Below are 14796 nucleotides of genomic sequence, written 5' to 3'. Positions count from 1 at the left end.
GGTGTAATCATAATGGATGGAATGTATGAACAAAATCAAATGCCCCACAGTAATGAGGCTGAACAATCTGTCTTAGGTGCCATTATCATAGATCCGGAATTGATAAACAGAACTCAGGAAGTCTTACTTCCTGAGTCCTTTTATAGAGGCGCGCATCAACACATCTTTAGAGCCATGATGAACCTCAACGAAGATAATAAAGATATTGACGTGGTTACAATTATGGATCAACTGTCACATGAAGGACGACTAAATGAAGCGGGTGGCCCACAATATCTAGCAGAATTATCTAGTAATGTACCGACAACTCGAAATATTCAATATTATACAGATATCGTATTTAAGCATGCAACAAAACGTAAGTTGATACAAACTGCTGATAGCATTGCTAACGATGGTTATAATGATGAATTAGAATTAGATACAATATTGAACGATGCAGAACGTCGAATATTAGAATTGTCATCTACACGTGAAAGTGATGGATTCAAAGATATTAGAGATGTGCTTGGAGAAGTGTATGAGAATGCAGAATTACTTGATCAAAATAGTGGTCAAACGCCTGGTATTCCAACTGGTTATCGAGATTTAGACCAGATGACTGCGGGCTTTAACCGTAACGATTTAATTATTCTGGCTGCCAGACCGTCAGTAGGTAAGACTGCCTTCGCACTTAATATTGCGCAAAAAGTTGCTACACATGAAGACCATTTCTCAGTAGGTATATTTTCACTGGAAATGGGTGCTGACCAATTGGCAACACGTATGATTTGTAGCTCTGGCAACGTAGATTCTAACCGTTTGAGAACGGGTATGATGACGGAAGAAGACTGGAATCGCTTTACCATAGCAGTAGGTAAATTATCTAGAACAAAGATATTTATTGATGATACACCAGGTATTAGAATTACAGATATTCGTTCAAAATGCCGTCGTTTAAAACAAGAACACGGTTTAGACATGGTAGTCATTGACTATCTGCAATTAATCTCAGGTAGTGGTTCGAGATTCTCAGATAACCGACAACAAGAAGTATCCGAGATTTCTCGTACATTAAAGGCGATTGCCAGAGAAATGGAATGTCCGGTTATAGCATTAAGTCAGTTATCACGTGGCGTAGAGCAACGTCAAGATAAACGGCCAATGATGAGTGATATTCGTGAATCAGGATCAATCGAACAAGATGCTGACATCGTCGCATTCTTATATCGTGATGATTACTATAATCGTGGCGAAGATGAAGACGATGATGATGGAGATACGAGCTTTGAACCACAAACAAATGATGATAATGGTGAGATTGAAATTATAATAGCGAAGCAACGTAATGGCCCAACAGGGACTGTTAAATTACATTTTATGAAGCAGTATAACAAATTTACAGATATTGATTATGCACATGCAGACATGGGTTAAGAAAAAAGAATAAAATTTATTTTTCCGTACGATTTTTAAATACTTTTATTAATTGTACGGTTTTTGTTTGTTTTTAGTTCTTTCGTTTTTGATGAAGTATGTGTTGCGAAAAAGTGGATATCGGTTTGAAAACCTTGATGACACTATGTTTAAGGTGTGCAATAGCTTTTTTGGACACTCAACAAAATTTGAAAAAATGTAAAAAATCAATGTTCGATTTTTGTTTGCATTATTAGTGTGGTATTGGTAGAATACTTAATGGTTAATTGAGAAAAACTTGGAGGTGCTCATATGTCATCAATCGTAGTTGTTGGGACACAATGGGGAGACGAAGGTAAAGGTAAAATCACAGACTTTTTAGCAGAACAAGCAGATGTTATTGCACGTTTTTCAGGTGGTAACAATGCAGGTCATACAATTAAATTTGGTGGCGAAACATATAAATTGCACTTAGTACCATCTGGTATTTTCTATAAAGAAAAACTAGCAGTTATTGGAAATGGTGTAGTTATAGATCCAGTCGCATTATTGAAAGAGTTAGACGGTTTAAATGAAAGAGGTATTTCTACAGATAATTTACGTATTTCAAATCGTGCTCAAGTTATTTTACCTTATCACATAAAACAAGATGAATATGAAGAAGAACGCCGTGGAGATAATAAAATTGGTACTACGAAAAAAGGTATCGGTCCTGCTTATGTAGATAAAGCACAACGTATCGGTATCCGTGTAGCAGATTTATTAGACAAAGAAACGTTTGAAAAATTATTAAAAGAAAATATTGAATACAAATCAGCATATTTTAAAGGTATGTTTGATAAAGCATGTCCTTCATTTGAAGAAATCTTTGAAACTTATTACGCAGCAGGCCAACGTTTAGCAGAGTTCGTTACGGACACTGCAAAAGTATTGGATGATGCATTTGTAGCTGAAGAAAAAGTATTATTTGAAGGTGCACAAGGCGTTATGTTAGATATCGACCACGGAACATATCCATTTGTTACGTCAAGTAACCCAGTTGCAGGTAACGTAACTGTTGGTGGTGGCGTTGGTCCAACTTACGTATCTAAAGTTATTGGCGTATGTAAAGCTTATACATCACGTGTCGGTGATGGCCCGTTCCCAACAGAACTATTTGATGATGATGGACACCACATCCGTGAAGTTGGCCGTGAATACGGTACAACTACAGGCCGTCCACGTCGTGTAGGTTGGTTCGATTCAGTTGTATTACGTCACTCTCGTCGTGCGAGTGGTATTACCGATTTATCAATCAACTCTATCGATGTCTTAACAGGTCTAAAAGAAGTGAAGATTTGTACAGCTTATGAATTAGACGGTAAAGAAATTACTGAATATCCAGCGAACTTAAATGACTTACAGCGTTGTAAACCGATTTTTGAAACGTTACCAGGTTGGACTGAAGATGTTACAAGTTGTCGCTCATTAGATGAGTTACCAGACAATGCACGTAGATACTTAGAACGTATTTCTGAGTTGTGTGACGTTCAAATTTCAATCTTCTCTGTAGGACCAGACCGTAATCAAACAAACTTATTAAAATCATTATGGTAAGTCGTTAACCTATGTTAACGGATTTATAAATGTAAAATAATAAAATGTTAATATGAAAGAAACACCTTGTTGATGTAGCCTGAGATGGACATCGTTACAAGGTGTTTTTATTTATATCGTTGAATGTGTTACATATTGATTACGAAAGTTTAGAATGTGATCGACTGCTAGCTGATAACCTGTTTTATTACTAGATTGTATAGATTTAACTTTTCTGATATTACGTTGATAGCTTGGTATTTCATCTAGCATGTTTAAGACGATTTGTTTTAAATCATGAGACGTTATATTTTCTAGTTGTAACTGACGACCAACAAGTAGTTTTTCGATTTGGCGAGCCACAACAGGTTGATCCGCGCTTTGTGGAAAAGCTAACATAGGTACTTCCATCAACATTGCTTCATTCGTACTATTCATACCAGCATGTGTTAAAAATAGTGTCGTATGTTGCAATAATTCTGTTTGTGGCACAACATGTTCAACAGTAAAATTAGATGGTATCGCATTGAAATCTTCAAGTTGATTATCATGACCGATTGATACAACAAATGAAGCATCGATATCTGCAAATGCTTCAAAGCAAAGATTGAAAAATTCAATATTTTGATTGAATACCGTTCCAAGAGAAATATAAACGACTGGTCGTGTGGTATCAATGTGATCCATAAAGCCAGAATCTTTAGGTTCGAGTATGGAAGGACCAACAAATTTGTAATATTCAGGGTCAAAGGCGTCATAACCGACTTGGAATCCTTTCATTACATAAGCGATATTAATATTTCCCGGGTTATTCATGACTTCAAAACGGGAAGGAATGGTTACATCATATGTTGATTCAACATGGGCTTTCAAAGTGTTAAATGTTTCATCAGCATGTTGAATTTCTTGTTTGCTCACAGTCGAAGTTAAATGATTAATGAATGTTTCAAAAGATGTTTTTGTATGGGCAAATGAAGATACTGATGAAATCGATGGTAAATTTAATTTTTGCGCTAATATATAACCGCAACTAAACATAGAATCATGAATCATATAATCAAAATGCTCATTTTCAGTTTCTCTTAAAATTTGTGGCACAATGATATCTACAGTTTTTAATAAACCATTGATCACATTAAATAAATGATGATTTTCATGATCAGTGAAAGCTGTCATAATCGCTTCTGTAGGTAACGTTCTAATTTCAGCACCAGTATCTTTCAATTTATCTTTATATATATCGCTCGCGTAGTAAACAACTTCTTCGCCACGATTGACTAGTTCTTTAACAACTGCAATTGTTGGGTTTACATGTCCAGCAGAACCTGGATTTACAAATAATATTTTTGCCAATATTGTGCCTCCTTATTTATACTAATTATAATTTTAGCAAAATAAATTTAAAACAAAAAAGATTTTGTATTTATTATTTGAGTTTTGAAATAAAAATGAAAAAGTAGATAATTATAGAGCAAATCACAGAGTATTGATGCTCAAAAAATAAGTTATAAAGCAGATAAAATACTGATTTGTCAGCGTTGAGCATTATTTTCTTACTTTATACATTAATGATAGAAAATTATACTAAATAAATTTAAAAAATAGCTTGTCAACCATAATGAGAGTTGATATAATTTATCTTGTGCTTAAGAGAGGCTCCTTGGTCAAGCGGTTAAGACACCGCCCTTTCACGGCGGTAACACGGGTTCGAGTCCCGTAGGAGTCACCATTTTTAGGTCTCGTAGTGTAGCGGTTAACACGCCTGCCTGTCACGCAGGAGATCGCGGGTTCGATTCCCGTCGAGACCGTATTGCCCATCCAATAGGATGGGCATTTTTTTGTGCAATTTTCTAAGCTACATATTTCAAACTCAATTCAATTGAAGGTAGTAGTTATGGATGCATGAATTTTAAAGTGAGCGCCTTCGTGTGCATAACGAACTGATGCTAGGTGAATGGTCAATTTAAAATGTAGACTTTAAAATAATTCATGTTAGTGCAAATTAGCTCAGTTCATAAAAGTATCGTTGTAAACGTGATACATTTCCAGTATAGATGACTCATGTTCAAAATATGACAAAGGTATCTCAAAATAATCTTAGTCAAAATAACATGAACCTTGCTGAGATATGTATCACTTTTTTATAGACTATGGGCAATATAGTCGCACAGTGATATCATGTTGTGTAGGCTTAATATATCTATTATTAACCTATTAATAGTAAAAAATGTTATAATTTTACAATATACCAATTTATTTTTTTGTTTAGAAAAATAGAATTAGCACGCTATAAATGGTAAATTATATTATAGAGAAATGCGTAGAAAAATATGTAAACGTACTACAATTTAGAAATGAGGTTTATAAATATGGCTAGAAAAGTTGTGGTAGTAGATGACGAAAAACCAATTGCTGATATTTTAGAGTTCAACTTAAAAAAAGAAGGTTATGAAGTATTCTGTGCATATGATGGCAATGACGCAGTAGATTTAATATATGATGAAGAACCAGACATTGTCTTATTAGACATTATGTTACCTGGTCGCGATGGCATGGAAGTGTGCCGTGAAGTACGCAAAAAATATGAAATGCCAATTATTATGCTAACCGCAAAAGACTCAGAAATCGATAAAGTGTTGGGTCTTGAACTTGGTGCCGATGACTATGTGACGAAGCCATTTAGCACGCGTGAATTAATTGCGCGTGTCAAAGCAAACTTACGTCGTCATTATTCACAACCAGCACAAGAAGTGAACGATGCATCTAATGAAATTACAATAAAAGATATTGTTATCTATCCAGATGCATATTCTATTAAAAAACGTGGTACAGATATTGAATTAACACACCGTGAATTCGAACTGTTCCATTATTTATCTAAACACATGGGTCAAGTTATGACACGTGAACATTTATTACAAACTGTTTGGGGCTATGACTATTTTGGTGATGTACGTACAGTAGACGTAACGATTCGTCGCTTACGTGAAAAAATTGAAGACGATCCATCACATCCAGAATATATAGTGACACGCCGTGGTGTTGGATACTTCCTCCAACAACATGATTAGGGGACAATATTAAATGAAGTGGCTTAAACATTTTCAATCTCTACACACGAAACTTGTTATTGTCTATGTATTGTTAATCGTAATCGGTATGCAGATTATCGGTTTATACTTTACCAATAGTCTAGAAAAAGAATTAACACAAACATTTAAAAATAATATCTCGCAATACGCGAAACAAATAGAAATTAATATAGAAAAAGTCTATGACGAAGACAACTCGGTCAATGCACAAAAAGAAGTACAAAATTTATTGAATGAGTATGCTAATAGACAAGAAATAGAAGAAATTCGTTTTATTGATAAAGATCAAATTATCATGGCTACCTCAAAGCAGTCTACGCGTAGTCTAATAAATCAAAAAGCTAATGACAGCTCGATACAAAAAGCGCTATCTCTAGGAGAAATTAATAGCCATACGGTATTGAAAGACTATGGTAATGGTAAACAACGTGTGTGGGTCTACAATTTACCTGTGAAGACATCAGATGATGGGACAATTGGTGATGTTTATATAGAAGCAGATATCAATGATGTCTACAACCAATTGAGCAACATCAACCAAATCTTTATTGTTGGGACAGGCATCTCGCTATTAATTACTGTGATATTAGGTTTCTTTATTGCGCGCACAATCACAAAGCCAATTACTGATATGCGTAACCAAACTGTTGAGATGTCTAAAGGTAACTATACGCAACGTGTTAAAATTTACGGTAATGATGAAATTGGTGAACTTGCACTAGCCTTTAATAATTTATCCAAGCGTGTACAAGAAGCACAAGCAAATACGGAAAGTGAAAAACGACGCTTAGACTCTGTTATTACACATATGAGTGATGGTATTATCGCAACTGATCGTCGTGGCCGTGTGCGTATTGTCAACGATATGGCATTAACGATGCTAGGCATGATGAAAGAAGAAATTATCGGTCATTACATGTTAAATATGCTTAAATTAGAAGAAGACTTTTCATTAGATGAAATTCAAGAAAATAATGATAGTTTCTTATTAGATATCAATGAAAGTGAAGGCATTATTGCTCGTGTAAACTTCAGTACAATCGTACAAGAGACTGGCTTCGTTACAGGCTATATTGCTGTACTTCACGACGTAACAGAACAACAACAAGTGGAACAAGAACGTCGCGAATTCGTCGCAAATGTTTCACATGAATTACGTACGCCGTTAACGTCCATGAATAGTTATATCGAAGCATTAGAAAGCGGTGCATGGAAAGATGATGCGTTAGCCCCACAATTCCTATCAGTAACACGTGAAGAGACGGAACGTATGATTCGACTCGTTAACGATTTATTACAATTATCAAAAATGGATAACGAATCAGATCAGATTACCAAAGAAATTGTCGACTTTAACATGTTTATCAATAAAATCATTAACCGTCATGAAATGTCGGCGAAAGATACGACATTTGTACGTGAAATTCCAAAACAAACCATCTTTACAGAAATTGATCCAGATAAGATGACACAAGTGTTTGATAATGTCATTACCAACGCTATGAAGTATTCACGCGGCGATAAACGCGTTGAGTTTCACGTGAAACAGAACTCACTGTATAATCGTATGACTATTCGCGTTAAAGATAACGGCATTGGTATCCCTATCAATAAAGTAGATAAAATCTTTGACCGTTTCTATCGTGTAGATAAAGCACGGACACGAAAAATGGGTGGTACAGGATTAGGTTTAGCCATTTCTAAAGAAATCGTCGAAGCGCATAATGGTCGCATTTGGGCAAATAGTGTAGAAGGACAAGGTACGTCAATCTTTATTACGCTTCCATGTGAAGTACTAGAAGATGGTGATTGGGATGCAGAGTAAAGAGCTAATTAAATCTATTATCCTATTTCTTTTAGTACTCATGAGTGCGATTTTAACTTATATGACATGGAACTTTTCACCCGATTTGGCTAATGTAGATAAACAAGATAATAGTAAAAAAGAAGCGAAATCAAACACAATCGGTAAACCTTTGAAACAAGGCATGCCACAAGTAATTACACCATATCAAGTCATTCACTCAAAAGGTGAAAGCACAGAAGGTATGGAAGCAACACGCAGCAATGTCGAAGAAACAATTAAACCCTTAAAAAATCATCGTGTATTACACGCGGAACAAATGCATAGCAATCATAATTTAATTATTCCAGACTTGAGCGATGAATTTTTAGTATTGGACTTCACCTATGATATGCCACTCGCTACATATTTAGGTCAAGTTTTAAATATTAATGCCAAAGTACCCAACAACTTTAAATTTGATCGCCTGTTAATAGATAACAATCAAGATGGCAAAATTAAACTTTATGCGATAAGTAAAGATAGACACAATGTTGTACGTATGACGACAACGGTTAAGGCAGATAAATTCACGGAAGCATTGGAAAAGCAGCATAAACATATGCAACCTTACACAGAAATTATTACCAATAAAGATACGATAGATAAAGCGACACATATCTTTGCACCGAAGTCACCAAAAGGACAAAAATCCTACCATACAATCTATAATCACATTAGTGTGGATACCATGAATTCAATACTATTTAACGATTCTGTTGTAGTGCGTAGCTCAAGAAGTGGCTCAGTCACTTACAACAATAATACAGGTGTAGCCAATTACAACGATGAAACCGAAAAATATCGCTACACAAATCTATTAGAAGATGAAAACCGTTCAACAAACATGCAAGAAAGCATTCCAAGTACCTATGCATACATCAATAATCACGGTGGTTTTACAGATGATTTCAGATTGTTCCATACGGACGACAAACGTGGCGATCTGACTTATCAAATGTTCTTGAATGGACGACCAACGTTTAACGACGACGATTTAAATACATTGAAAGTCTCTTGGGGCAATAAAGGTATTTACGGCTATGCGCGTACGTTATTAAAAGCGAATGTGACGATTGATAGTGGCGAAAAAGAAGTCAACCTGCCAGGTGCTGAAACTGTGCGTACGGAACTCGCCAATAATCCTGAAATAGATTTCGAAAAGGTTACCAACATGACGATTGGTTACCGAATGGAAGATAAACAGGACAACGGAGATATAGAAATCCAGCGCAACAGTGAATTTAAGCCATGTTGGTATGTAGAGTACGATGACAAGTGGCGTGCATACAAAGATGGGGGGCTAGAATAAATGAACTGGAAACACACGAAAACGTTATTTATTTTTGTATTTATTCTAGTAAATATTAGCCTTATCATCATTTATATTGATAAAGTCAATAAATCTCATATTAACGATAGCGCTGAAGAAAATGCAGTGAATTTTAAACAAGAAAAAATAGAAATTCCTGAAAATTTGCCAAGCGTTAAAAATATAGAAATGCAATTACTCACTGCAAGATCTAATGATTTTTCATCTTATGCAAAAGCACGTTCAAGTATTTCAAGCGAAGCAGACGGTCAAAAAATCAAAGGTGAAATCAATGACCCGATTGATGTGAGTAATGACCAATACACAGATTTAAAATCATATGTTAAAGATAAAATCTTTAAAGGCCAAAATTACGAAATGAGTAAAATTGACGATAAACACGTCACCTTTGAACAGACTTACAACGATTTTCCAATAATGAACAATAGTAAAGCACAACTTAAATTTAATATCAATGACGATGGTAAAGCGTCGAGTTACAGACAAACCGCTATGAAATCGATAGAGCCATCAGAAGGTGCAAACAACGATAAGAAACAAGTAAATACTGCGAGAAGTTCGATAGAAGCACTGTATTATAATCGTTATCTTAAAAGAAACGATGAAGTGACCAACGTCCGACTCGGCTATTATACCGTCGTTAAAGAGCCTAACGTGCAAGTACTAGAAGCCAATTGGGAAATCAAAGTAAAACATAAAGACGAATCCAAGACATATTACGTCGAAGCCATTTCAGACAGTCCAAAGATAGTTGAAGAATAGTGCAAACATAGCGTTTATGACTTCACGCAAGCACAACGTTTAGTGAGTATTGAAAGATTTATCATAAAAATAAGAGAGCGGATATACGAAATCAAAAGTATATCCGCTCTTTTATTTTGTACTTTGAGACACAGTATTTTAAAAAACAAGACACCACATTAAACATTAAATTCAATTTAAGCTACAAAGTATGTTAAAATAGATTATTGTTAAATCAAAGTTATAAACCAACTGCGTTGATTTAAGATGAACGCATGTAAACATAAATATGTACCACATAGGATAGTTCAAAAGTACATAATTTAAAAAACAGTTTCAGCAGATATAAAAAACTTTAATAATTAGACAGAGGGCATGTTGAGGTCACATAAACCGTAGACTGCCTATACAAATTATAAGCAACGAGTGTTTATCGATTAGAAAGGGTGAATCGCTTGATACGAATGAGTGTCTTAGCGAGTGGTAGTACAGGAAACGCCACTTATGTAGAAAGTGATAAAGGTAGTATTCTCGTCGATGCAGGCCTGACAGGTAAGAAAATGGAAGAACTGTTTGGCCAGATCGACAAACAAATTAAGCATTTAAACGGCATTTTAGTAACACATGAACATTCCGACCATATCAAAGGCCTCGGTGTCTTAGCGCGTAAATACGGATTGCCAATATACGCAAACGAAAAAACATGGACAGCGATTGAAAAGAAAGATAGTAAAATCCCAATGGATCAGAAATTCATTTTTAATCCATACGAGACTAAGTCTATTGCAGGCTTTGATATTGAATCATTCAACGTGTCTCACGATGCCATAGATCCACAGTTTTATATCTTCCATAATAATTATAAAAAATTCACGATACTTACAGACACAGGTTACGTTTCAGATCGCATGAAAGGCATGATTCAAGGCAGTGATGCTTTCGTATTCGAAAGTAATCACGACGTTGACATGCTTCGTATGTGCGGCTATCCATGGAAGACAAAACAACGTATCCTTAGTGATATGGGACACGTATCTAATGAAGATGCAGGGCTTGCCATGACAGACGTCATTACAGGCAACACGAAACGCATCTATCTATCCCACTTATCACAAGACAACAACATGAAAGATCTTGCCCGCATGAGCGTTGGCCAAGTCCTAAACGAACACGACATCGATACAGAGAAAGAAGTGCTCCTCTGCGACACAGACAAAGCTCAAGCCACACCAATATACACACTATAGTAAGAAGCCCTTGCCCTTCATTGAAGAAGCGGTTAGGGCTTTTTTGTGCATTAATCCAAGACTACTGTAAGCTATTGTTGAAATGGCATGTTTGAATAGATAGATGATTTTGATGGATTTGCTGAAGATGATGCAAGTCGTAGTTAGCATATGGAGTAAAATTGAGTATTTTTTAACACGATGGCTAAACGTAAATCTAGTTAAAGCACCAGTTTTCATATTATTGAGTTATCGGAGACTTATGCATGAGCCTTAGCTTAGTCTCACTTTAACGCTAGTCATCTTGCTGTGATGACACAATGAAATCATTTTAACTAAATTAGAGGTTTGTTTAACAAGCGATTTTTATAAAATGATTAGTCCATTAAAGTAGTTACATATATGCATTTACCTTATAATTTATAAACAGTGGATAACTTACCTAATAGCTTGAACGAACATGATATTTTGTAAAATAAGCGTAAATTTTGTGAATAAGTATGTAAGACAATCGGCAACTTATCCACGTATTTATCCAAAGTTATCCAGAGATGTGCACAATTAACATAGAAATACCCACATTATACACAGGGTTATCCACAAATAAACAGGTTATCCACCGCTACTTGTGAAAAAAACGTAAATTATTTTAAATTATCGTATACATTCCTGTTATAATAAGAGGGAATTGTGTGAATAAGTGTATAACTTGTGGATAAGTCTAATAACTATTGATTTTTAAGCTTTTACAGGAGGCAAATTATGAAAATTACTATACTTGCAGTTGGCAAATTAAAAGAAAAATACTGGAAACAAGCAATTGCTGAATACGAAAAACGTTTAGGTGCATATTCCAAAATTGAAATTATCGAAGTACCAGATGAAAAAGCACCCGAAAATATGAGTGACAAAGAAGTTGAACAAGTGAAAGAAAAAGAAGGCCAACGCTTACTAGCAAAAGTAAAACCACAATCCACAGTCATTACCTTAGAAATAAAAGGCAATATGCTGACTTCTGAAGGACTTGCTAAAGAATTAGAAAGCCGCATGACACGCGGTCAAAGCGACTTCACATTTATTATCGGTGGTTCCAATGGCTTGCATCAAGACGTCTTAAACAGAAGCGACTACGCCCTATCATTCAGTAAAATGACATTTCCACACCAGATGATGCGCGTCGTCTTAATCGAGCAAGTCTACCGTGCGTTTAAAATCATGCGTGGTGAAGCATATCATAAGTGATGAGGTTTTTGTTAAATGAACAATAATATAATAATACAACCTCCAATTTAGTACGAATGAATATGTTACTTCACAAAGATAATGACTATAACTTACATATTCCAAAAGATGTCGAAACATTTGAAGAAGAATAATTGATTAACTTAGACTTAGTTCAACAACAACTGTTAGAAATTGATAAAGATATTGCAGAAGTTGAATCAAAAATCAAAGAATATCTTAAAAAACTCGGAGTGTTAAAATATGATTGGACAAACTAATATGCGAGAAACGCGCTATTCACTAAATTATTTAATTGATGAATATAATATGTAAATAGGCGATACTATTAAAGAAGAAATAAATTTAGAAACAACATTGAAATATCAAAGAAAAAAAGATTGTCATCCAAAAAATTATATTTATTTTTGAGACAATAATAAATACTATGATTTTAATCTAATGAGTGACGGAGAAAGATAAGTACTTTATTTTGTCGCAAGCATATTAGTTAACGACAAAGAAGGATATATAAATTACTATAATGAAGCAGTGTATTTGATTAAAAATAATATTGAATTAAAAGAAATATTATTTTTAATTGAAAATTTTAAAGTTAAGGATGAGTAAAAATGAGAAAAGGAAGTATAATAAATGAGTGAAACTTTAAGAATTCAAAAAAATGAAGACACATTAATAATAAATTATTATATATATAATTATCCAAACTTTAAAGAGGAATTATTTAGGGCATTAAAAACTAATGGATCATATAGGTTAAAAAAAACTTTTAAAATAACATTCGAATCGTTATTAGAACATGAGGATGAGGAATGTGTGTGTTTTAAAATTGGATCTTTACAAGATGGATTTTATAAATTAGATTCAGAAGTGTTCGAATTAGAAAATAATTTTTATTAGACATAAACAAAGTATAAATTTCTAATTATCTTTTTATATTTTCTTAAATGCTCGTAAAGCCTTATTCTATGTGCTTTCGAGTATTTTTACTGTAGGAAGATACTTCACGTTTCTTTGCATATTTCCTCATGTCTTAGCTGTCAGAAGTGGTAAATAAGTAGTAAATTCATTTGTACTACTAAGCAACAAGACGCTCCTGTTGCTTCTCTTTATTCAAGCGTTTCATTTCTGCCATTGCAGAATCGAATGTTGCATGTGCGTAATAGTTCAGCGTCATGGCTATATTAGCATGTCCCATAATGTACTGTAATGCCTTTGGATTCATTCCTGCATTTGCATAGTTGGTACAGAATGTATGTCGCAAACTATGTGGAGTGATGTGTGGCAATTTATCCTCGTTATACTTATTGTATTTCTTAACAAGACCTTTCATCATGCCGTTGTAATCACTTGCCACTTTTGGATAGTTCTTTCTATTAAGAAAGAGGAAATCACTATATCCATCAATCTCAACACGCTTATCATTCTTTCGATTCGCTAACACTCGCTTAAATGCTTGATAGGCTTCTTCAACCATAGGAACTTGACGTTCGCCACTTTTGGTCTTTGGTGTTTCAATGTAGTACCCAATTTCAGTATCTCTCAATAGCTGATGGTCTATATTGACAAGACGATTCTCAAAATCTAAATCTGGAAGTGTCAAACCACCAAACTCTGAAATACGAAGACCTGTTTTTAAGAGTATCAGAATTTCATCATAATTTTTGCTGTAGGTTTTATCAGCTTTTGCAAAGGCTAACAGTTTTTCTTCCTGTTCTTCTGTTAGTACGGTCTTAGGGACAGTATCATCATCAAGAACTGCTTTCAGTTGAAAGTCAAATGGATTCTTCCGAACACAATCATCTTGTATAGCAATATAGAATGAAGCCTTTAAAGAACGTTTGTAGTTATTGATGGTTTGATAAGCATAACCATTTTCACTCATTCTAATAGCCCATTCTTTAGCGTCTGATGGCTTAATACTGTCAATACTTCTTACACCTAACTTGTCTTTCTTCAAAATATCCATAAGATATTTGCGTCCAGTTTCAGTGTTTTTTCTAACCTTTGGTCTTTGAGCGTTCTGTTTTGCGTAAAGCTGGCAGAGTGTCATTTTCTTTCCTACAACATCAATACCATCATGAATGTCTTTCTGTAACTCTGCGATTTTCTCTCTAAGTGAGATACAATCACGCTTTCCTGCTGGTACTCGGTCTGTAGCCACAAGTTTCCACGAGTAAACAAATTGCGGTTCTCCAAATGAATCTATATATTTGTATAAGTATCTTCCGTCTTTTCGTTGGCTCTCTCCAGTCTTTAAGATTCGACCTTTATTGTCACGTCTTTTTTCTGACATGGCATTTGCTCCTTTCCTTTATGGAAAGAGCCTTGATACGACTTAATACTATT

11 protein-coding genes, 2 tRNA genes and 1 pseudogene are annotated in these 14796 nt (G+C 34.7%); 12 read left to right on the top strand and 2 right to left on the bottom strand.

What is annotated here, in order from left to right:
• Positions 1-12: 12 nt before the first annotated feature.
• Both dnaB and KA814_RS10250 read left to right on the top strand, forming a co-directional pair.
• Positions 13-1416, top strand: coding sequence for a replicative DNA helicase (gene dnaB / locus KA814_RS10255; protein WP_070038543.1), 1404 nt, complete (start codon positions 13-15; stop codon positions 1414-1416).
• A 291-nt stretch (positions 1417-1707) separates the two neighbouring features.
• Entirely contained in the window at positions 1708-2991 is a 1284-nt protein-coding gene (locus KA814_RS10250) for an adenylosuccinate synthase (RefSeq protein ID WP_070038546.1), read from the top strand.
• A 111-nt stretch (positions 2992-3102) separates the two neighbouring features.
• On the opposite strand, the gene KA814_RS10245 is transcribed toward KA814_RS10250, so the two are convergent.
• On the bottom strand, positions 3103-4323 hold the full coding sequence (locus KA814_RS10245; protein WP_070038549.1) for a macrolide family glycosyltransferase: 1221 nt from the start codon (positions 4321-4323) through the stop codon (positions 3103-3105).
• A 301-nt stretch (positions 4324-4624) separates the two neighbouring features.
• Here KA814_RS10245 and KA814_RS10240 point away from each other — a divergent pair.
• The 10 genes and pseudogenes from KA814_RS10240 (at position 4625) to KA814_RS10200 (ending at position 13347) form a co-directional block, all read left to right on the top strand.
• Positions 4625-4699 (top strand) — tRNA-Glu (locus KA814_RS10240).
• 6 nt (positions 4700-4705) lie between these two features.
• Positions 4706-4778: transfer RNA gene (locus KA814_RS10235), tRNA-Asp, on the top strand.
• A 561-nt stretch (positions 4779-5339) separates the two neighbouring features.
• On the top strand, positions 5340-6041 hold the full coding sequence (gene yycF / locus KA814_RS10230) for a response regulator YycF (protein WP_019468531.1): 702 nt from the start codon (positions 5340-5342) through the stop codon (positions 6039-6041).
• 13 nt (positions 6042-6054) lie between these two features.
• Positions 6055-7887 carry a cell wall metabolism sensor histidine kinase WalK gene (walK, locus tag KA814_RS10225; protein ID WP_046207189.1) on the top strand — a complete coding sequence of 611 codons (1833 nt, stop codon included), beginning with the start codon at positions 6055-6057 and terminating at the stop codon, positions 7885-7887.
• Positions 7877-9217: a YycH family regulatory protein gene (locus tag KA814_RS10220; protein WP_070038552.1), complete on the top strand. Its 1341-nt coding sequence runs from the start codon at positions 7877-7879 to the stop codon at positions 9215-9217. Before walK ends, KA814_RS10220 begins: the two co-directional genes overlap by 11 nt.
• Complete coding sequence (locus tag KA814_RS10215; protein WP_046207191.1) at positions 9218-10000, top strand: two-component system regulatory protein YycI; 783 nt, start codon at positions 9218-9220, stop codon at positions 9998-10000. It abuts the gene before it with no gap.
• 425 nt (positions 10001-10425) lie between these two features.
• Positions 10426-11226 (top strand): MBL fold metallo-hydrolase, encoded by an 801-nt coding sequence (locus KA814_RS10210; protein WP_107360062.1) that lies wholly within the window; start codon positions 10426-10428, stop codon positions 11224-11226.
• Positions 11227-11967: 741 nt separating this feature from the next.
• The gene (gene rlmH, locus KA814_RS10205; protein WP_046207193.1) at positions 11968-12447 is read left to right on the top strand and encodes a 23S rRNA (pseudouridine(1915)-N(3))-methyltransferase RlmH; all 480 of its coding nucleotides are present in this window, start codon (positions 11968-11970) and stop codon (positions 12445-12447) included.
• A gap of 77 nt (positions 12448-12524) precedes the next feature.
• Positions 12525-12707, top strand: a pseudogene (locus KA814_RS13680) (type I restriction-modification system subunit M); the annotation flags it as partial.
• A gap of 373 nt (positions 12708-13080) precedes the next feature.
• Entirely contained in the window at positions 13081-13347 is a 267-nt protein-coding gene (locus tag KA814_RS10200) for a hypothetical protein (RefSeq protein ID WP_210122750.1), read from the top strand.
• Positions 13348-13525: 178 nt separating this feature from the next.
• On the opposite strand, the gene KA814_RS10195 is transcribed toward KA814_RS10200, so the two are convergent.
• Positions 13526-14743: a tyrosine-type recombinase/integrase gene (locus KA814_RS10195; RefSeq protein ID WP_001291561.1), complete on the bottom strand. Its 1218-nt coding sequence runs from the start codon at positions 14741-14743 to the stop codon at positions 13526-13528.
• Positions 14744-14796: the final 53 nt, after the last annotated feature.

The organism is Staphylococcus sp. GDY8P196P (genome assembly GCF_017891705.1).
Classification (GTDB): domain Bacteria; phylum Bacillota; class Bacilli; order Staphylococcales; family Staphylococcaceae; genus Staphylococcus; species Staphylococcus ureilyticus.
The sequence above is the reverse complement of the archived record's forward strand: the minus strand, read 5'-3'. Positions and strand labels throughout refer to the sequence as shown.

Bases quoted from the DNA above. Each gene is read 5' to 3' on its own strand.
- rlmH (WP_046207193.1), top strand. From the start codon at position 11,968: ATGAAAATTACTATACTTGCAGTTGGCAAATTAAAAGAAAAATACTGG.
- walK (WP_046207189.1), top strand. From the start codon at position 6,055: ATGAAGTGGCTTAAACATTTTCAATCTCTACACACGAAACTTGTTATT.
- KA814_RS10220 (WP_070038552.1), top strand. From the start codon at position 7,877: ATGCAGAGTAAAGAGCTAATTAAATCTATTATCCTATTTCTTTTAGTA.
- KA814_RS10250 (WP_070038546.1), top strand. From the start codon at position 1,708: ATGTCATCAATCGTAGTTGTTGGGACACAATGGGGAGACGAAGGTAAA.
- KA814_RS10200 (WP_210122750.1), top strand. From the start codon at position 13,081: ATGAGTGAAACTTTAAGAATTCAAAAAAATGAAGACACATTAATAATA.
- dnaB (WP_070038543.1), top strand. From the start codon at position 13: ATGGATGGAATGTATGAACAAAATCAAATGCCCCACAGTAATGAGGCT.
- KA814_RS10215 (WP_046207191.1), top strand. From the start codon at position 9,218: ATGAACTGGAAACACACGAAAACGTTATTTATTTTTGTATTTATTCTA.
- yycF (WP_019468531.1), top strand. From the start codon at position 5,340: ATGGCTAGAAAAGTTGTGGTAGTAGATGACGAAAAACCAATTGCTGAT.
- KA814_RS10195 (WP_001291561.1), bottom strand. From the start codon at position 14,743: ATGTCAGAAAAAAGACGTGACAATAAAGGTCGAATCTTAAAGACTGGA.